Origin of the sequence: Bradyrhizobium sp. AZCC 2262 (assembly GCF_036924535.1) — a bacterium.
Classification (GTDB): domain Bacteria; phylum Pseudomonadota; class Alphaproteobacteria; order Rhizobiales; family Xanthobacteraceae; genus Bradyrhizobium.
On the sequence record NZ_JAZHRT010000001.1, the window covers coordinates 5,658,516 to 5,676,420 of the forward strand.

16 protein-coding genes and 1 pseudogene are annotated in these 17,905 nt (G+C 61.3%); 7 read left to right on the top strand and 10 right to left on the bottom strand.

Annotation, left to right across the window (positions count from 1 at the left end; genetic code table 11):
• Positions 1-147 precede the first annotated feature (147 nt).
• A complete protein-coding gene (gene ettA, locus V1283_RS26600) occupies positions 148-1,797 on the bottom strand; it encodes an energy-dependent translational throttle protein EttA (protein WP_334389528.1) in 1,650 nt (549 codons plus the stop codon).
• Positions 1,798-2,028: 231 nt separating this feature from the next.
• Between ettA and V1283_RS26605 the strand changes: the two genes are divergently transcribed.
• Positions 2,029-2,223, top strand: coding sequence for a hypothetical protein (locus tag V1283_RS26605; RefSeq protein WP_334389529.1), 195 nt, complete (start codon positions 2,029-2,031; stop codon positions 2,221-2,223).
• Between the two features lie 125 nt (positions 2,224-2,348).
• Positions 2,349-3,308 (top strand): D-2-hydroxyacid dehydrogenase family protein, encoded by a 960-nt coding sequence (locus V1283_RS26610; RefSeq protein WP_334389531.1) that lies wholly within the window; start codon positions 2,349-2,351, stop codon positions 3,306-3,308.
• Positions 3,309-3,530: 222 nt separating this feature from the next.
• On the opposite strand, the gene V1283_RS26615 is transcribed toward V1283_RS26610, so the two are convergent.
• Together V1283_RS26615 and V1283_RS26620 are read right to left on the bottom strand one after the other, a co-directional pair.
• Positions 3,531-4,496 carry an NAD-dependent epimerase/dehydratase family protein gene (locus V1283_RS26615; RefSeq protein ID WP_334389532.1) on the bottom strand — a complete coding sequence of 322 codons (966 nt, stop codon included), beginning with the start codon at positions 4,494-4,496 and terminating at the stop codon, positions 3,531-3,533.
• A 212-nt stretch (positions 4,497-4,708) separates the two neighbouring features.
• Positions 4,709-6,049, bottom strand: coding sequence for a L,D-transpeptidase family protein (locus V1283_RS26620; protein WP_334393178.1), 1,341 nt, complete (start codon positions 6,047-6,049; stop codon positions 4,709-4,711).
• Positions 6,050-6,394: 345 nt separating this feature from the next.
• Between V1283_RS26620 and V1283_RS26625 the strand changes: the two genes are divergently transcribed.
• Positions 6,395-7,207 carry a hypothetical protein gene (locus V1283_RS26625; RefSeq protein ID WP_334389533.1) on the top strand — a complete coding sequence of 271 codons (813 nt, stop codon included), beginning with the start codon at positions 6,395-6,397 and terminating at the stop codon, positions 7,205-7,207.
• 16 nt (positions 7,208-7,223) lie between these two features.
• Here V1283_RS26625 and sseA read toward each other — a convergent pair whose 3' ends face one another.
• The 3 genes and pseudogenes from sseA to V1283_RS26640 form a co-directional block, all read right to left on the bottom strand.
• Entirely contained in the window at positions 7,224-8,078 is an 855-nt protein-coding gene (gene sseA, locus V1283_RS26630; RefSeq protein WP_334389534.1) for a 3-mercaptopyruvate sulfurtransferase, read from the bottom strand.
• Between the two features lie 104 nt (positions 8,079-8,182).
• A pseudogene (locus tag V1283_RS26635) lies at positions 8,183-8,591 on the bottom strand (rhodanese-like domain-containing protein).
• Between the two features lie 55 nt (positions 8,592-8,646).
• The gene (locus V1283_RS26640) at positions 8,647-9,822 is read right to left on the bottom strand and encodes a vWA domain-containing protein (protein WP_334389535.1); all 1,176 of its coding nucleotides are present in this window, start codon (positions 9,820-9,822) and stop codon (positions 8,647-8,649) included.
• Positions 9,823-9,962: 140 nt separating this feature from the next.
• Here V1283_RS26640 and V1283_RS26645 point away from each other — a divergent pair, with 140 nt between their 5' ends.
• The 3 genes from V1283_RS26645 (at position 9,963) to V1283_RS26655 (ending at position 12,723) form a co-directional block, all read left to right on the top strand.
• Positions 9,963-10,205, top strand: a complete 243-nt coding sequence (locus V1283_RS26645; protein ID WP_334389536.1) for a GlsB/YeaQ/YmgE family stress response membrane protein — start codon at positions 9,963-9,965, stop codon at positions 10,203-10,205.
• 99 nt (positions 10,206-10,304) lie between these two features.
• Positions 10,305-11,147: an AAA family ATPase gene (locus V1283_RS26650; RefSeq protein WP_074273765.1), complete on the top strand. Its 843-nt coding sequence runs from the start codon at positions 10,305-10,307 to the stop codon at positions 11,145-11,147.
• Between the two features lie 73 nt (positions 11,148-11,220).
• A complete protein-coding gene (locus V1283_RS26655; RefSeq protein ID WP_334389538.1) occupies positions 11,221-12,723 on the top strand; it encodes a flavin-containing monooxygenase in 1,503 nt (500 codons plus the stop codon).
• A 479-nt stretch (positions 12,724-13,202) separates the two neighbouring features.
• Here the strand turns inward: V1283_RS26655 and V1283_RS26660 are convergent, their stop codons facing one another.
• The 4 genes from V1283_RS26660 to V1283_RS26675 form a co-directional block, all read right to left on the bottom strand.
• A complete protein-coding gene (locus V1283_RS26660) occupies positions 13,203-13,667 on the bottom strand; it encodes a hypothetical protein (RefSeq protein ID WP_334389539.1) in 465 nt (154 codons plus the stop codon).
• Between the two features lie 984 nt (positions 13,668-14,651).
• Positions 14,652-15,350, bottom strand: coding sequence for an alpha/beta fold hydrolase (locus V1283_RS26665; RefSeq protein WP_334389540.1), 699 nt, complete (start codon positions 15,348-15,350; stop codon positions 14,652-14,654).
• 247 nt (positions 15,351-15,597) lie between these two features.
• Positions 15,598-15,876 carry a hypothetical protein gene (locus V1283_RS26670; protein WP_334389541.1) on the bottom strand — a complete coding sequence of 93 codons (279 nt, stop codon included), beginning with the start codon at positions 15,874-15,876 and terminating at the stop codon, positions 15,598-15,600.
• A 62-nt stretch (positions 15,877-15,938) separates the two neighbouring features.
• A complete protein-coding gene (locus tag V1283_RS26675) occupies positions 15,939-16,331 on the bottom strand; it encodes a hypothetical protein (protein ID WP_334389542.1) in 393 nt (130 codons plus the stop codon).
• Positions 16,332-17,054: 723 nt separating this feature from the next.
• On the opposite strand from V1283_RS26675, the gene V1283_RS26680 reads away from it, so the two are divergent.
• A complete protein-coding gene (locus V1283_RS26680; protein ID WP_334389543.1) occupies positions 17,055-17,852 on the top strand; it encodes a crotonase/enoyl-CoA hydratase family protein in 798 nt (265 codons plus the stop codon).
• Positions 17,853-17,905 lie beyond the last annotated feature (53 nt).

Genomic DNA, 17,905 nt, shown 5'->3' on the forward strand with positions numbered 1-17,905 from the left:
GCGCCCCTGCAATGCCGCGCGATCACTATCTTAAAATAAATTTCTATCTATCGAGATCGCAACGGGATCTTCAACTTCAAATAGCATAGCACGGCGAAATGGCCCCGCAAGCCCTTTTCGCCGCCCACGCGCTATCGCGCCAATTTGCTACCGCGTCAGCTTCTTGTACTTCACGCGGTGCGGAATGATGCTGTCCTGCCCGAGCCGCCGCATCTTGTCCTTCTCGTAATCCTGGAAGTTGCCTTCGAACCATTCGACATGGCTTTCGCCTTCGAAGGCCAGGATGTGCGTGGCGATGCGGTCGAGGAACCAGCGATCATGGCTGATGATGACGGCGCAGCCGGCAAAGTCCTCCAGCGCCTCTTCCAGCGCGCGCAGCGTATCGACGTCGAGGTCGTTGGTCGGTTCGTCGAGCAGCAGCACGTTGGCGCCGGACTTGAGCATCTTGGCCAGATGCACGCGATTGCGCTCGCCACCTGACAGCGCGCCGACCTTCTTCTGCTGGTCGGCGCCCTTGAAGTTGAACGACGAGCAATAGCCGCGTGAATTGACCTCGCGCTTGCCGAGCAGGATCAGTTCATTGCCGCCGGAAATCTCTTCCCACACATTCTTCTTACCGTCGAGATCGTCGCGCGACTGGTCGACGTAGCCGAGGTGCACGCTTTCGCCGACGGTGATCGTGCCCTGGTCCGGCTTTTCCTGCCCCGTTATCATCCGGAACAGTGTGGTCTTGCCGGCGCCGTTCGGACCGATCACGCCGACAATGCCGCCCGGCGGCAGCTTGAAGGTGAGATTCTCGATCAGCATACGGTCGCCGAAGGCCTTGTTGAGACCTTCGAAATCGACGACGTTCTGGCCGAGGCGTTCGGCCACGGGAATGGTGATCTGCGCGGTGGTCGCCTGCTTCTCGCTCGCCTGTTTCAGCAGATCTTCATAGCGCTGATAGCGGGCCTTGGACTTGGCCTGGCGCGCCTTCGGCGAGGACGCGATCCATTCCTGCTCGCGGGCCAACGTCTTCTGGTGCGCGGCATCCTCGCGGCCTTCCTGCTCGAGGCGCTTCTGCTTCTGCACCAGCCAGGACGAATAATTGCCCTCGTAAGGAATGCCCTTGCCGCGATCGAGTTCGAGGATCCAGCCCGTCACATTGTCGAGGAAGTAGCGGTCATGGGTCACGATCAGGATCGCGCCGGGATAGTTGCGCAAATGACCTTCCAGCCACGACACTGATTCGGCGTCGAGATGGTTGGTCGGCTCGTCCAGCAGCAACAGCTCCGGCTGGTCGAGCAGCAGCTTGCAGAGCGCGACGCGGCGGCGCTCACCGCCCGAAAGCTTGGTGACGTCGGCATCGTCGGGCGGGCAGCGCAGCGCGTCCATCGCCTGGTCGACCTTGCTGTCGAGATCCCACAGGCCCGCGGCCTCGATCTCGTCCTGCAATTTGGTCATCTCGTCGGCGGTCTCTTCCGAATAGTTCATCGCCAGCTCATTGTAGCGATCGAGGATCGCCTTCTGCTTGGCGACGCCCTCCATGACGTTCTCGCGAACCGACTTGGAAGGATCGAGATGCGGCTCCTGCTCGAGATAGCCGACGCGGGCGCCCTCGGCGACCCAGGCCTCGCCATTATACTCCTTGTCGAGGCCGGCCATGATCCTGAGCAGCGTCGACTTGCCGGAGCCGTTGACGCCGAGCACGCCGATCTTGGCGTCGGGGTAGAACGAGAGATGGACGTTATCGAGCACCTTCCGGGTCGGGTAGCTCTTGGTCAAACCCTGCATGAAATAGACGAACTGGCGCGCCATCGAGAGCCCTTAGAATCGTTGGATTTTACGGAGATTTGCTGCCGCTGATGTAGCGGCGTGGCCGCCAAAGGGCAACCACGGGAACCCGTTTTCCATCCGTTCACCACGGATGAATACGGGTTGGTCACCATGTGGGCCGAGATCCAGACAATTGAAACCTTCTTTTAATAAATCAGGCGAAAACTCGTCTTCAGCGCCGAAAAAGGCGATTTGAAAACAAGGGCCCGCGTCATGGCTACGATCAGTTCGGCATCCCTGCACGCCCCGGCGAACAGCCGCGACGGACTGGAAAAACCCTTCGCAGAACTCCGCGCCTTCTGGCGCAAGTTCATCGCCAAGGCTTTCGACCCCTACCGCCCGGAACTGCACTATATGCGCGGTCCCGGCCCGGCCTGGCACGCCAAGCATCCCGGCCGCTCGAACTGAGCTGCCCGGTTATTTGAGGCAGCTACGCGTTTAAGTCCGCTTGCGCGCTTCCTGATTGCGCGCAACCATGGCGACCTCCCGGACGGCCGCTTCCGGCCGTCATCCTCGCCATCAACGGACCTCCCATGACGCGGCTGCGCTGTGCAATCCTCGACGACTATCTCAATGTGGCGCTTTCGGTCGCCGACTGGTCAAAAGTCTCTGACCGGGTCGACGTCACGGTGTTCAACCAGCCATTTGCGACCGCGGAAGCCGCGGCCAGCGCCCTGAAGGATTTCGAGATTATCTGCGCGATGCGCGAACGGACGCCGTTCCCGCGCACCATGTTTGCTGCGCTGCCCAACCTGAAGCTTTTGATCACCTCGGGCATGCGCAATGCCGCCATCGACATGGAAGCGGCCAAGGACCACCAGGTTACGCTGTGCGGCACCCAATGGGGCCGCGACCCGACCGCGCCCTTGACCATGGGCCTGATCCTGGAGCTGACCCGCAATATCGGCCGCGAGAACGCCCGCATGCATGCCGGCGAGCCCCTGCAGAAATTCGTCGGCATGGAGATCGAGGGCCGCACGCTCGGGGTCATCGGCCTCGGCAAGCTCGGCACCAAGGTGTCGAAGCTGGCGCAAGCCTTCGGCATGAACGTGATTGCCTGGAGCCCGAACCTGACGCCGGAGAAGTGCAAGGAAGTCGGCGTTACCTATGCCAGCAAGGAAGAGCTGTTTTCGACCGCCGACATCATCACCATCCATGTGGTCCTAAGCCAGCGCTCGCGCGGGCTGGTCGGCGCTGCGGAGCTGGCACGGATGAAGCCGACCGCCTACCTTGTCAACACCGCGCGCGGGCCGATCGTCGATGAAGGCGCGCTATTGGAAGCGCTGACGCAAAAGAAGATCGCCGGCGCCGGCGTCGACGTGTTCTCGGTCGAGCCGCTGCCGGTCGACCATCCCTTCCGCAAGCTCGACAACATGGTGCTGACGCCGCATCTCGGCTACGTCACCGGGGACAGCTTTCGAAACCACTATCAGCAGATGGTCGAGGGCATCGACGCCTGGTTCAAAGGCGAGCCGAAACAGCGGCTTGCGTAGAGCGGAATGAGATTAGGTCGAAGCAAGGCGCTTGCGCTATTTCCGTCATCTCAGGAATAAGCGCACTTGCGCTTATTCCGAAGGTGCGAGCGAAGCGAGCCTCGAAGGATGAGCGGCCCCGCTGGTGGCCGTCGCCCTTCGAGGGCCGCGCTACGCACGGCCACCTCAGGGGTGACGGATGACATCAGGCTTGCTTCATAATGCCCTAGCTAATAGCCCGGCTCAGGCAGCATGTTGCGCGGCGGCCCGGCTCGCGATCTCCGCAAATCCCTCGCGCCACGACGGATGCGCCGGCCGCCAGCCGAGCTCCCGCCTGGCCTTGGCATTGGAGCCGGCCCGCACCTCGGTCATCATCGAAACCAGGTGCTCACCGGCGAACAACCGGCCAAGCCAGGCTGGCACACGTATCGGCGGCCTGGCACCGAGCAGGGTGGCAAGGGCGGGCAGCCATTCGCTTACGGGCGCCGGTTCATCGTCGACGATGTTGTAGACACTGCCGGGCTTGCCGCGCTCGACGGCTGCAACGGTAGCGGCAGCCGCATCTTCGACGTGGATGAACGACCACCGTCCGCCACCGCCGCCGATCAGCGGCACACGGCGGCGGCGCAACTGATCGATCATCGCGCGCGAGAGCATTCCGGTATCCGGCCCGTAGAATGATCCATATCGCAGGACAATTCCCTCGGGGTTTGCCGAGCCGGTGACGGCATCCTCCAGATGCTGGATCGCCTGCAGCGTGCTGCGCAGTTCCTCCGGCGGATCGGGATCGAGCGCGTCGGCCTCCGTCTTGATCGTTTCGCCGCCGCGGCCGTAGGTCCAGCCGCAAAAACTCTGGGCGATGAAGCGTTTTACGCCAGCTTCGCGCGCGGCGGCCAACAGGAAATCGGTGCCCTGCGTGCGCAACTGATTGGTGGTGGCGAAGGCGCGATCGAAATGCCGGAGATCCGTGACCGCCCCAAGATCGGTCATCTGATCGATGACGATTTCGGGTTTTGCCGCGATCACGGCGGCACGAACGGCCGCCGCGTCGAGCCCATCGGCGATCGCGGGTTCCGCGCCCATCCGTCTGATGATTTCGGCCTTCGCCGCCGTCCGCGTCGTGCCGACGACGGAATGACCAGCTGCAATCAGCTGCGGAACGAGCTCAAGACCGATGGCGCCAGTGGCGCCCGCAACAAGAATTCGCATGGCGTGATCCTCATATTCGTTGCGACCGCCCGGCAGGTAGTCGAAGCAAATGTGAAATCAAGCGGGCGAATGTGGCGACCCCGAAAAAGCCCCCGGTCGTCGATTCGGCTTGTTCCAGGACAGCTCGGCCGCATATCCGCGCGGCGTATCGACCAAAAGTAAAAAGGCGCGCCGTGGGGCGCGCCTTTGAAACGTGGTTTGTGACCCTGGGCCTAACGCACGGTCACCGGGGCGGGCAGCGGCGGCACGACAGTCGGCTGCGCGCCGGGAACCGGCGCCAGTTGCGCCTGTGCCGGTCCTCCAGGGGCCGCAGCGGCAGCCGCGCCAGCGGCAGGCGGAGCGGCCGAGGCGCTTGCGGTGTTGGCGGGCGGCGCGCCACCGGGCAGCACCACCACGCGGGTGCCGACCTTGGCGCGGTCGAACAGATCGGAGACGTCCTCGTTCAGCATGCCGATGCAGCCCGACGAGACGAACTTGCCGATCGTCGAAGGCTGGTTGGTGCCGTGGATGCGGTAGACGGTCGAACCGAGATACATCGCGCGCGCGCCGAGCGGATTGCCGGGGCCGCCGGCCATGAAGCGCGGCAGATAGGGCTGGCGCTCGATCATCTCGGTCGGCGGATGCCAATCCGGCCACTCCGCCTTGCGGCTGATCTTCTGCACGCCGTTCCAGGTAAAACCGTCGCGGCCGACGCGGACGCCGTAGCGGATCGCGCGACCGCCACCGAGTATGTAATAGAGGTGGGTGTTGGCGGTATCGACGACGATGGTGCCCGCGGGCTCCTTGGTCGGGAAGGTCACTTCCTGGCGGCGCAGGTGCGGCGGAAGCTGCGCAGGGCCGACTTCCGGCTGCTCTTCCGGCGGCAGCGCGGCGAGCTGCACCGGCCTGCCGTCGGCGCCGACGGCAGGTTGCTGCGGCTGCGCGCCGGCAACGCCGGGCGCGTCGCCGATCGCCCCTGGCGGGCGCAGGCCAGCGCGGTCGTCGTTCGGATAGAGGATGCTGGCGCCGGGAATGCGGCTATCGCCGCGATCCGAAAATGCCGGCGGCTGCGAACCGGGCGGGCGGTCAGCATAGATCACCGGCGGCGGACCGGCCGGGCGGCCATAACGCGGATCGTCGGGCGACATGACCGGGCCGGTGGGCGTTGCTGCGCCACGGTCCGAATAAACCGGGGCTGGCGCGGTGCGGCCATAGCGCGGATCGTCGGGAGAGAGAATCGGACCCGTGGGCGTCGGAGCGCCACGGTCTGAATAAACCGGGGCACCGGCCGGACGGCCATAACGGGGATCGCTGGGCGACAGCACCGGGCCTGGCGGCGGCAACGCTCCCGCGTTCTGACCGTTCGGCGCATCGTCATCATCCAGCGCGTCGAAATCGGGCTCGCCGGGGCCGCGGCGTTCGCCGGTCGCATAACCACCGGGCACATACGGACCCGGAGCTGTCGAATAGACCTGGCCGGGAGCCGGATAGCCTTGTTGCGCATGGGCGAGCGAAGTTCCCGCCATGCCAGCGGCAATGGCAGCACAAATCGTCAGAATGCGGTTAATCATCATCGCCTTTGTATAGACCCCAAGCCCCACCGGACCGTTAACGGCAGATGACCGAAGATAGCGGCACATTCAAGACACATCCGCGAAATTCGGCCCCTGCCAGTCATTTGTGATCGCTACCAGACTGCGGCAAAGATGCCTCAGAGCGCCGGAAATCGCCTTTGCGGATGATGCGCGACTCCTTCGCCGCAGATTTTTGTAACAAAAAGCCGCCGTGCGCTGAGATACTCTTAAATCGGCCTGATTCGCCCAGCGCTCACCCCTCGCGAATCACAGCCACAGAGTGGTCACCGCGTTCCCTTGGCATCAATAACCCTCCAGATTCACGGAGGGCTGGAACTCGCGTCCATGCTTCCCGGCTTTCGTTTCCTGTTCACCGCGATCGTCCTGTCGATGTCGGTCCTGGTTTTTGGCCTTGGCGCCGCCGCCCTGTTGCGTGCCGCGCATGAGGAATTTGCCAACCTTCCATCCCGACGTGCACCGCCCCAGCCGATGTTTGCCCGCCAGAACGACGACGCGCCGCCGATGCTGGCGCTGCTGCGCGTCGATCCGCCGGTCGCGGAGAAGCCGGCGGAGAATGTCCCCGCCGCGGTTCCGGCAGCAACCGCGGACATCGCGGCGCCGGCCGGGCAGGCTCCGGCCGAGCCGGAGAAACTGGCGGCGCTGACGCCGGCAGAGCCGATGCAGGTCGAAGCGGCAAAGCCGGAAACCCCGGCCACGGAGGCAAGCGCGGAGACGCTGGTCGCTCCGCCCCCCGCGACCGCAACTGAAGCGGCCGTCGCCAATGCGGAAGTAAAGATCACCGCCATCGCGGGGACGCCGGAACCGGCCACGGCCACGCCATCTGCAACTTCGCCGGAGCCGGCAGCGGACATCTCGCCGTTCGAAGGCAGTATCGCCACGACCCTGATCGCGACGCTCGGCGGTCCCGCCGTCCTCATCGATGAACAGACATCGACCACGGCAGCGAAGCCGGACCGCAGCGCCGTCAAGAAGCGGGCCGCAGAGCGGGTCCGGGAACGGCGGCGGATTGCTGCAGCACGTCGCGCGCGCCTCGCACGGCAGGCGGTGCTGACTCTGCAGCAGCAACAACCCAATCCGTCTCTGCAGCAGCAACAACCCAATCCGTTCGCATTCCCGCTGGCGCCCGCGACGAGGTAGTGTCCGGACTTAAGGATCAGGCTGGGCCGGTCGCGACCGGCGGGCCGTCGGCGGCGCCCCACTCCGTCCACGAGCCGTCATACAGCGCCGGATTCTCGACGCCGAGGCGATAGAGCGCCAGCGTCAGCACGGCGGCGCTGACGCCGGAGCCGCAACTCGTCACGATTGGCGCGTCGAGCTTCACGCCCGCGCCCGAGAACGCCGCGCGCAAGTCGTCCAGCGGCTTCATCGTGCCGGTCGCGGCATCGAACAGGTTGTTGTAAGGCAGGCTGAGGCTGCCCGGAATATGCCCGGAGCGAAGGCCGGCACGCGGCTCGGCCACCTTCCCCTGATAGCGCTCGTTGGCGCGCGCATCGATCACCTGCTCGGCGCGGCTGGCGAGATTGGCAGCCAGCTGCTGCATGCTGCGCGTGCGCCGCGCATCGAACGTCGCGGTGAACGTCTTCGGCTTCGGCGTCACCTCGCCCTTCTCGACCTTGCGGCCCTCGGCGACCCATTTTTTCAGGCCACCATTGAGTATGCGCACCTCCTTGCCGAACGACAGGAACATCCACCACACCCGGGGCGCGGCGACCCAGCCGCCGGAATCGTAGAGCACGACCGTGTCGTCATTGCCGATCCCGAGCCCACCGACATCGCGGCCGAATTGCTCGGCGGAAGGGAACATGTGCGGCAGCGGGTTGGAATGGTCGGACACCGCGTCGACGTCGAAAAACACCGCGCCGGGAATATGCGCGGCGAGATAGTCGTCCTTCGGCAGCGGCAGCACGCCCGGCATCTTGAACGAGGCGTCGATCACCTTGACGTTGGGATCGTTCAGGTGCGCGGCGAGCCATTCGGTGGAGACGAGCGGATCGTTGGTGGCGGGCATGGTGCAAAATCCTTGCTGTCATTCCGGGGCACGCGAAGCGTGAACCCGGAATCTCGAGATTCCGGGTTCGATGCTTCGCATCGCCCCGGAATGACGCGGGAAAACTATTTCTTCTTCGGCTCCCACTTCTCGACCGGACCGCCGGCGTCGCGCCAGGCGGCGAAACCGCCGCCCATGTGGGCGACCGGTTTCAGGCCCATGTCCTGCGCGGTCTTGGCCGCCTGCCGAACGAAGGCCGCCGGCGCAGTGGAAGATGAACTTCTTGTCTTCCTGGAAGATCGGCTTGGCGTAGGGGCTTTGCGGATCGATCCAGAATTCCAGCATGCCGCGGGTGCAGGAGAATGCGCCGGGGATCTTGCCATCGCGCTCGATCTCGCGGGGGTCTCTGATATCGACGATTACGACGCCCGGGTCCTGCGCGGCCTTGATGGCATCAGCCGCGCTGACAGTCTCGATCGCAGCGTTGGCTTCGTCGATCAGGGATTTGATGCCGCGGTGGATGGTCTGGGGCATGAACACCGTCATTCCGGGATGGTCCGAAGGACCAGCCCCGGAATGACGGCGATGGCTACCGCACCAGTTCCTTCATCGCGCTTTCGAGGCCTTCGATCGTGATCGGGTACATGCGCTCCGACAACAGCCGGCGGATGATGGTGGTGGATTCCGAATAATCCCAGTGCTTCTGCGCCACCGGATTGAGCCACACGGTATGCGGATAGGTGCGCGTGATGCGATCTAGCCAGACCGAGCCGGCCTCCTCGTTGACATGCTCGACCGAGCCGCCCGGCACCATGATCTCGTAAGGCGACATCGAGGCGTCGCCGACGAACACCACCTTGTAGTCGTGCGGGTATTTGTGCAGCACGTCCCAGGTCGGCGTGCGGTCGGTGAAGCGGCGCTTGTTCTGCTTCCAGACGCCCTCATAGAGGCAGTTGTGGAAGTAGAAATACTCCATGTGCTTGAACTCGGACTTCGCCGCCGAGAACAGCTCCTCGACCTGCTCGATATGCGAATCCATCGAGCCGCCGATATCGAAGAACACCAGCACCTTGACCGCGTTGCGCCGTTCGGGACGCATGATGACATCGAGATAGCCGTGGTTGGCGGTCTCCCGGATCGTGGTGTCGAGATCGAGTTCGTCGGGGGCGCCGGTGCGGGCGAATTTGCGCAAGCGGCGCAGCGCGATCTTGATGTTGCGGATGCCGAGTTCGACATTGCCGTCCAGGTCCTTGAACTCGCGCTTGTCCCACACCTTCACGGCGCGGTTGTTGCGGTTCTTTTCCTGCCCGATCCGGACGCCTTCGGGGTTGTAGCCATGGGCGCCGAACGGCGAGGTGCCGGCGGTGCCGATCCACTTGTTGCCGCCCTGGTGGCGGCCCTGCTGTTCTTTCAGGCGCTGACGAAGCGTCTCCATGAGCTTGTCCCAGCCCATCGCCTCGATCTGCTTCTTTTCTTCCTCGGTGAGGTATTTTTCCGCGAGCTTCTTCAGCCATTCGGCCGGGATGTCCGCCTTCTCCATCGCATCCAGAAGGCTTTCCAGCCCCTTGAACACGCTGCCGAAGACGCGGTCGAACTTGTCGAGGTTGCGCTCGTCCTTCACCAGGGCGGCGCGGGAGAGGTAATAGAAATTCTCGACGGTCTGATCGGCGAGGTCGGCGTCGAGCGCCTCCATCAGCGTCAGATATTCGCGCAGGGTCACCGGGACCTGCGCGTCGCGCAGCGATGTGAAGAATTGCAGGAACATGGGGTACAGATTGCCCGCCGGACGGCACACGTCAAGAGCCAGCAACGCCAAAGGCCAGCGCATAGCTGTCAGGCCTAGACCGGGTGGCTTTTTCAATTACAATTGAGCCATAAAGGACTTATTCCGGCAGGGGAAATTCAATGGGCATCATTGCGGCACTGATCATTGGCGGTATTGCGGGCTGGCTTGCCGGGCTGATCGTGCGCGGCGCGGGTTTTGGCGTCCTCGGCAACATCGTGATCGGCATCATCGGCGCGCTGCTGGCGAGCTGGCTGTTGCCGCAACTGGGCGTCAACCTCGGCGGCGGCTGGGTCCGCGACATCATCAACGCCACCATCGGCGCGGTGATCATTCTGGTGATCCTGTCGCTGATCAGACGCTGAGGACAAGCGCCTCAACTCCAATCGCGACCGCCGGACCGGCGGTCGTTTACTGTTCAGGCCGCGAATGGTCCAAGAACGAGCAACAAGGCAAACGGATAGATGAAATTTACCGGCACCAAGGACTATGTCGCCACCGACGACCTCAAGGTCGCCGTCAACGCCTCGATCGTGCTCGAGCGGCCGCTGCTGATCAAGGGCGAGCCCGGCACCGGCAAGACCGTGCTGGCGGAGGAAGTCGCCAAAGCGCTCGGCGCGCCGCTTCTGACCTGGCACATCAAGTCGACCACCAAGGCGCAGCAGGGCCTCTACGAATACGACGCCGTATCGCGCCTGCGCGACAGCCAGCTCGGCGACCCCAGGGTTTCGGATATCTCGAACTACATCAAGCGCGGCAAATTGTGGGACGCCTTCACCCACGACAAGCGCCCGGTGCTCCTGATCGACGAGATCGACAAGGCCGATATCGAATTTCCGAACGACCTGTTGCTCGAACTCGATCGCATGGAGTTCTTCGTCTACGAGACCGGCGAGAACATCAAGGCGAGCCTGCGTCCGATCGTGATGATCACTTCGAACAACGAGAAGGAACTGCCGGACGCGTTCCTGCGCCGCTGCTTCTTCCACTACATCAAGTTCCCCGATGCCGACACCATGAGCCGGATCGTCGACGTGCACTTCCCCAACATCAAGAAACGCCTGGTGGAAGAAGCGCTGCGCATCTTCTTCGAGGTGCGCGAAGTGCCGGGCCTGAAGAAGAAGCCTTCGACCTCCGAGCTGCTCGACTGGCTCAAGCTATTGTTGAACGAGGACATCACGCCGGAAATGCTGAGGGAACGCGACCCGCGGAAGCTGATCCCGCCGCTGCATGGCGCGCTGCTCAAGAACGAACAGGACGTGCACCTGTTCGAGCGGCTGGCCTTCCTCAGCCGCCGCGAAGTGTAATTAGCTGACGATCTACGGCGCCAGAACTCAGGTTCTGGCGTTTGGCTTTTCAAACGAAAAAAGAACAGGGCAGATGAACGTTCAAACCCAGATCGACAAGGCGTCGCCCCGCACCACTGAGCATTTCGACGTCCTGATCGCCGGCGCCGGCATTTCGGGCGTTGGCGCGGCCTACCACCTCACCACGCAATGCCCGGGCACGACGTTCGTCGCACTGGAAGCCCAGAAGACGTTTGGCGGCACCTGGACCACCCACCGCTATCCCGGCATCCGCTCCGACAGCGACCTCCATACGTTCGGCTATCGCTTCAAGCCGTGGACCACGGCGCCGATCGCAAGCGCGGCGGAAATCCTGAAATACATGGGCGACGTGATCGAGGAGAACGATCTCGCGCCTCATATCCGCTATCAGCACACCATCACCTCGGCGAAATGGTCGAGCGAGGAAAACCTCTGGACCATCGAGGCCACGCGCACCGACACCGGCGAAAAACTTCGCTTCACCACAAACTTCTTCTGGATGTGCCAGGGCTATTACCGCCATACCGAGGGCTATACGCCGGAGTGGACGGACATGGCCAAATTCAAGGGCTTGATCGTCCATCCGCAGAAATGGCCTGAAGACCTCGACTACAAGAACAAGCGCGTGATCGTGATCGGCTCGGGTGCTACCGCGGCGACGCTGATCCCGGCGATGGCCAACGATTGCGCGCATGTCACGATGCTGCAGCGCTCGCCGACCTATTTCCGCACCGGACGCAATGCGATCGAGATTGCCGAGCAGCTGCGCCAGTTGCAGGTCGATGAAAAATGGATCCACGAAATCACGCGGCGGAAAATCCTGTTTGACCAGGACGCCTTCACCCGCAAGACGTTCGAGGAGCCGGAAGCGGCCAAGAAGGATTTGCTGTCGGCGGTCGAAGCCTATCTCGGCAAGGATTACGACATCGCGACCCATTTTACGCCAAAGTACCGGCCGTGGCGGCAGCGCATCGCCTTCATCCCGGACGGTGACCTGTTCCAGGGCATCAAGTCCGGCAAGGCCTCCGTCGTCACCGACGAGATCGACCGCTTCACCGAAAAGGGCATTTTGCTGAAATCCGGCAAGGAGCTCGAAGCCGACATCATCGTCACCGCGACCGGCTTCCACCTCTGCGCCAATGGCGACATCGAATTCGCCATCGACGGCAAGCCGCTCGATTTCGCCGACACCGTGACCTATCGCGGCATGATGTTCACCGGCGTGCCCAACCTGGTCTGGGTGTTCGGCTATTTCCGCGCGAGCTGGACGCTGCGCGTCGATCTGGTCGCCGACTTCGTCTGCCGGCTGCTCACGCACATGAAGGCGACCGGCGCCAGGAAAGTGACGCCGCAGCTCCGCCCTGAAGACCACAACATGCCGCTGCTGCCATGGATCGATCCCGAAAACTTCAATCCCGGCTACATGATGCGCGGCATGCACCTGCTGCCCAAGCGCGGCGAAAAGCCGGAATGGCAGCACAACCAGGATTACTGGGCGGAGAAGGACGAATTCCCGGCGATCGACCTGAAGGACAAGGCGTTCGTTTACGGCTGAGGTAATGGATATTGGCATATAACTACTTGAAATCTCGCGACTTTTTTTCGACGATTCTGACCAATACCAACACAAATACCAACATCTCGAAGTCAACTGCCGATGGCAAAAAAATCTTGGTGAGACGATTTGCCAACGGAATCATAAGTCGTGCCGTCGCCCGCCGCCTCGATCCCGATGCGAACACGGCACGCCAATCCTGTGGTCGAATGAGCGACAAGGTCCGCCACCGTGGGATCGTTCTGCCTCGGGATGCTTGTGGGACCTGCTATCGTTTGGCCTTTCAACGTCGCTGACACTCCGCTGACCAACTTTTCTTTCAAAGGACCTTCGCGATCACGTGGAAGGACGAGGCAAACGACATCCCGCGTGCTGAACGCGCCAGGGATGGAATCTGTTCGGTGTGCTTCATTCCTTCGCGGTTGGGTCGCTCCATCAAATTCCATCCAGTGACAGCGAACGTGGGTCAGTCCAGTCCATCACAGGCGCTTCAGTCTTGTATTCGGCGTCGGTCCGGTGAGATATCGCGTGAGCCTTTGACTCAACAACATTTGCACTCGCGGCAGTGCAAACCAGACCCACGCCGCGATCTGGAGGACAAGATTGAGAGCAAAGGCGGTCTGATAAGCGATTTCGGGATAATGCCCCGCTTGAGGCGTCCAGTGCTGAAGCACTACGCCGGTTGCGTATTGCAGGACAAACGCTCCACCAATGTGGAAAACATTCAGCGCCCCGTTGGCCCGCCCCGCAAACTCTTTAGGGAAATATTCGGCCAGGATCGTATAACTAAGCACAGTTGCCCCGCCAACCGCCGCGACGACGGCCGTTTTGGCAAGCCGACAGATATCCAAAGGCTCCAAATCGCGCCCTGGCCGGGGCTTGCGAACGAGTTTCGGAAGGTCAGTCAGGAATTCACTCGAGAACAAGTCTACGCGAAGCGGCATTTGACGCGTGCACTCTCGGCTACGCGAAAACGACACGCTCATTTGATGGCGAACGCATTGGCAACATCTATTCGGAATGAGCAGGAAAACACGATTCGGAATGAAAAATCACCAAAAGAAGGAAGTGCCTGATTTTATTTGCTAAATTCTGGCTGGCGACGCAGTGCTGATCGCGCCCGTCTCTAGGCAAATTCCCTGCTAACAGGGAATTTTACAGGGAATTTTCACGATTCTGGGCTTGCGTAGCTAATTCGAGCGCAAGAAACCGGTGTGCCGCAGCGATTTTCAGCTAATTCCCTGCGCAGATTAACAGAGAATTCTTTTGAGATAACAGGGAGAATATTTCGAGTAATAGGGATCGGGCCGAGGAAAACATCGGGTCGAAACACGTGCAAGCCCTTGCGGCATGCAGACACGCTTTACGGTACGTGGGAGCACCAGAAGCAAGGCCGTGACACCACCTGGATAACGGGCACAAACTCGTTGTTCGTCCTGTGGTGATTTCTCGCAGTCGCAATCGCTCTTGTGCGAATGAATGCGCAAACGATCATCGCTCTCCGCAACGCTCTACGCGTCCCGTCATGACCGGACACAAAGATTGGCGAATGCTGCAGCGCTACACCAATCTTCAAGCCTGAGGATCTTCACAAATCTCGTGCACACACCACCCCATAACTTCTTGAAATAACTGAACAATCCATCACGGGCAAGTTTGAGCTAACTGCAGTAAACGATATCTAACGAAATCATATTAGGGTGAGGTTGTCCGGTTAGAGTGAGGTTGTCCGGGCGATGGTAGCATCGCCAAGCTGACAAACTACCTGGCAAAGCCCGACCTTTCTGCGTGAATATTGACACAGACTGTTTGGCCCCACATTTGAGCCAATATTAAGTTCGCTTTGAGTTGACCCTTGAAGTCGAAATTTCACTCTGCCACAGCTCCGTTGGGATCGAAGCGGACCCCAGAAAATCCGGCGAACGCGGTTACATGTATTGCAGCAGCAATGTCGTGAGCTCTCGCGGCATATCGAGCATGACGTCGTGCCCGCACTTCAACTCCTCCCGCCACCAACCACGATCTTCAGCCATGCTGTAGAACTGCTGGAACGGTCCGTCATGACCGCTGGCCCAAATGTATCCGAGACGAGGGAGGCGATCACAGGCTCCGCCGATTTTGGCAACAGCTTCGAAGGTGGATAGTGGGTGCGGGGTGCATTGGCGATCAACCCACGCGGCATCGGCCTGATTAACCGCGAACACCGACGCCGGGATCGGCGGCACCCTCCAGCCATCGCCTTGAGAGGCGGCCAGGTCGCGAAGCATTTTCCCGCGTTCGGGCAAATAGTCGAGGAGGGCCTTTCCTTCGTCAGGAACAAAGGCATCAAGATAGACGAGCGAACGAATGCAATCCGGCATACGATCGGCGGCATGTCGCGCGACAATTCCGCCGTAGGAATGCCCCACCAGGACGATGTCACGAAGTTCCTCGTATATCATCAAGTTTGTCACGTCAGCGACGTGGGTTTCGAGATCAACGTCGCGGCTCAACAAATGGACGCGCTCCGCGAGACCGGTCAATGTCGGGGTAAAGACGTGGTGTCCGGCAGCGGCCAAAAAATCACGAACGCGCTTCCAGCACCAACTGCCATGCCATGCACCGTGAACAAGAACATAGTTTGTCACTCTCGGATCTCCTGAACGTTTCCAGGTGGAAGGTGCGCCGATGCTGATCTCTTCGATCACATCCCGGCGCGGCTCATCTGCTGAGGAAGGGCGATCGATCGACGGCTCGTCACAAGAGCCGCGCTACCGCGCTATTTCAGCTTCGAGAAAGCGGTCGCTATTGTAGGCGGACGAACGAACAGATGGCGAAAGGGAGGCAAAGCATGGCGCCTGTCTCCCACCAGCCGTTCATTGTCCGTCAATAACCTCAGCAGCCCCGGCAAATAATGATCTTGCGATCAAGCGTGGCGTCCTCCTCATTGATATGCCCGAGATCGTTGCGGACCTCCGACGGAATGTCGCTCACGTGCGGCTGGCGGTGACCGACTGGCGCGCCGCCGATCAATCGGGTGTCAGATTTCAGCGACCAAGATATGGTCGGACCTGTGGGGCCTGCCGACGATCTCGCGTTTCCTAAGGTCTGCGCCATGGCTGACAGGCTGTCGAGCAGGGCTAATAATGCTACCGTCGTGATCAAGCTTCGCATGATTGGATCTCCTGAGAATTAGAGCGCGTGACGCGGTCTCCATGTCCTTTGGTGCCAAAGCTTCACGGATGCCCGCGGCAACTCGTGCTGCATTTGACGGCGACGGTCTGGGCGCCCGCGCCGCAAGTCAGCTCTATCGAGCGACCTTCTTCGCTCGCGAGCGCGGCACTCTCGCCCGGCTGCATTGGAAGCGAGAGACGCGCGGCCGAAGAGGGCTGCGCCTGGTCTGGATCGACCGCTTCGGCGATCATCAACGTGACTTGGCACTTGCCGTTGCGAGGTTCGAAATATCCCACCGCACGCTTCGATCCGAGTTGATAGCTGATCCCTTCAATTGGCCAGAAGGTTTCAACACCGGAAGGGCCCTGGTCGGTGGCTCGGCCGGCCGTAGCGCCAGCGGCGTAGCCCGTCGCAAGGCGCCCGATGAAAACGTCGCGGCCGGTGCCGCCGATCAATCGCGCACCCGGCGTCAGCGATGAAGACACGGCCGGACTTGCGGGTTCAACCGACGATGTCCCGCCTCCGATAGTCTCCGCCATCGCCGCCGGATTACCGAGCAGGGCAAGCAATGCTGCTGTCGTCATCAAGTTTCGCATAATTGGATCTCCTCAGATCAGTGCGTTGTTATTTCTATTTCCATTTCTCGGCGCGAGTCCGAGGTCATGACAATGCATACGTCAAGTTACTGGCGGATGTTGTAATGCCTACAAACGTAATATGGAGCCATGACCGACGGGCTGAGCGATGCTGTCGGCTACCGATTCCTGTTGATCGTGCTCGTGATCATTTTGCTCGAGCAGGATGGTTCACCGCGATCACCGTTCAGAACACCGCATAACGGATTACTTGGAGGGAGCAGCGAAGACGGACACGAAAGACTTGGCAGTCGACGACCTCGACCAGATCGGCTGTTCGGAAACGAGCTCCGCCCTCGATCGGCGCAACTCTTTCGTTATTTAGAACGCCCTCAGCGATCGCTTGATGATACTTCATCAATTCCTTGGTCAACCGAGCACTGTCGGAGGACCAACGAGGATCTATTTGTCCGGATGCTACGTCGGTAACGTGTCTTGCGGGAAACGACATCAATCCGTAACGCGGCTGCATCAATATCCCACGTTGCGAAGAACCCGCGAACCTCGAATATGACGGGGTACTTATCTGGATTGGATTGCGAGATGACCTACCACACCACACAGCTCGGCCTGCCCGACTCCCTGTCCGTCGAAGTGCGCGGAGAGACGGCAGTTCTGCGATTGTCGCGCGCTAGAAAACGCAATGCGATAGACCGTGTGATGGCGGAAGGCATCGACCGCTTCTTTGGTGAGTTGCCGCAGGGCATCCGCGCTGTCGTGATCCACGGCGAGGGCGATCATTTTTCCGCCGGGGTCGATCTTTCCATGATGTCCGAGAGCGACGCATCCTCCGCGTTGTTTGGCTCCCGCTCCATTCACCGCGTCCTTGAAAAAATTGAGCACTGCACCGTGCCCGTCATCGCAGTGCTGCACGGCGCAGTGATCGGCCTTGGTTTAGAACTGGCGGCAGCGGCGCATATTCGCGTGGCCGAGCGCGACACCTTCTATGCGCTACCAGAAGGAATCCGCGGCATCTTTGTTGGCGGTGGCGCGGCCGTGCGAGTGCCGCAGCTGATCGGCGTTCCGCGTATGTTGGACATGATGTTGACCGGCCGCACCTACGGAGCGGAAGAGGGTGTGGCGCTTGGTCTGTCGCAGTATCTCGTGGAGCCCGGCGAGGGACTGGCCAAGGGCCTCGAACTGGCGACGCAGATCAGCACAAATGCGCCGCTATCAAACTATGCCGTGCTTCAGGCCCTACCCCGCATAGCGCGTGCAGATCCGGATGTCGGCTTCCTGCTGGAAAGCCTCATGGCTGCCGTGGCTGTGGCGGACGATGAAGCTAAATTGAGGCTGCGCGCGTTTCTCGAAAAGCGGGTGCAAAAAGTCTCACACGGTTGATCGCATTACCGGCGACTACCGCCCACCAGATCATGATCTGATTGGATCGGATG

What these genes read in the sequence shown, in the direction of transcription:
- ettA (WP_334389528.1), bottom strand. Translation starts at nt 1,797, where the DNA reads ATGGCGCGCCAGTTCGTCTATTTCATGCAGGGTTTGACCAAGAGCTAC.
- V1283_RS26605 (WP_334389529.1), top strand. Translation starts at nt 2,029, where the DNA reads ATGGCTACGATCAGTTCGGCATCCCTGCACGCCCCGGCGAACAGCCGC.
- V1283_RS26610 (WP_334389531.1), top strand. Translation starts at nt 2,349, where the DNA reads ATGACGCGGCTGCGCTGTGCAATCCTCGACGACTATCTCAATGTGGCG.
- V1283_RS26615 (WP_334389532.1), bottom strand. Translation starts at nt 4,496, where the DNA reads ATGCGAATTCTTGTTGCGGGCGCCACTGGCGCCATCGGTCTTGAGCTC.
- V1283_RS26620 (WP_334393178.1), bottom strand. Translation starts at nt 6,049, where the DNA reads ATGATGATTAACCGCATTCTGACGATTTGTGCTGCCATTGCCGCTGGC.
- V1283_RS26625 (WP_334389533.1), top strand. Translation starts at nt 6,395, where the DNA reads ATGCTTCCCGGCTTTCGTTTCCTGTTCACCGCGATCGTCCTGTCGATG.
- sseA (WP_334389534.1), bottom strand. Translation starts at nt 8,078, where the DNA reads ATGCCCGCCACCAACGATCCGCTCGTCTCCACCGAATGGCTCGCCGCG.
- V1283_RS26640 (WP_334389535.1), bottom strand. Translation starts at nt 9,822, where the DNA reads ATGTTCCTGCAATTCTTCACATCGCTGCGCGACGCGCAGGTCCCGGTG.
- V1283_RS26645 (WP_334389536.1), top strand. Translation starts at nt 9,963, where the DNA reads ATGGGCATCATTGCGGCACTGATCATTGGCGGTATTGCGGGCTGGCTT.
- V1283_RS26650 (WP_074273765.1), top strand. Translation starts at nt 10,305, where the DNA reads ATGAAATTTACCGGCACCAAGGACTATGTCGCCACCGACGACCTCAAG.
- V1283_RS26655 (WP_334389538.1), top strand. Translation starts at nt 11,221, where the DNA reads ATGAACGTTCAAACCCAGATCGACAAGGCGTCGCCCCGCACCACTGAG.
- V1283_RS26660 (WP_334389539.1), bottom strand. Translation starts at nt 13,667, where the DNA reads ATGCCGCTTCGCGTAGACTTGTTCTCGAGTGAATTCCTGACTGACCTT.
- V1283_RS26670 (WP_334389541.1), bottom strand. Translation starts at nt 15,876, where the DNA reads ATGCGAAGCTTGATCACGACGGTAGCATTATTAGCCCTGCTCGACAGC.
- V1283_RS26680 (WP_334389543.1), top strand. Translation starts at nt 17,055, where the DNA reads ATGACCTACCACACCACACAGCTCGGCCTGCCCGACTCCCTGTCCGTC.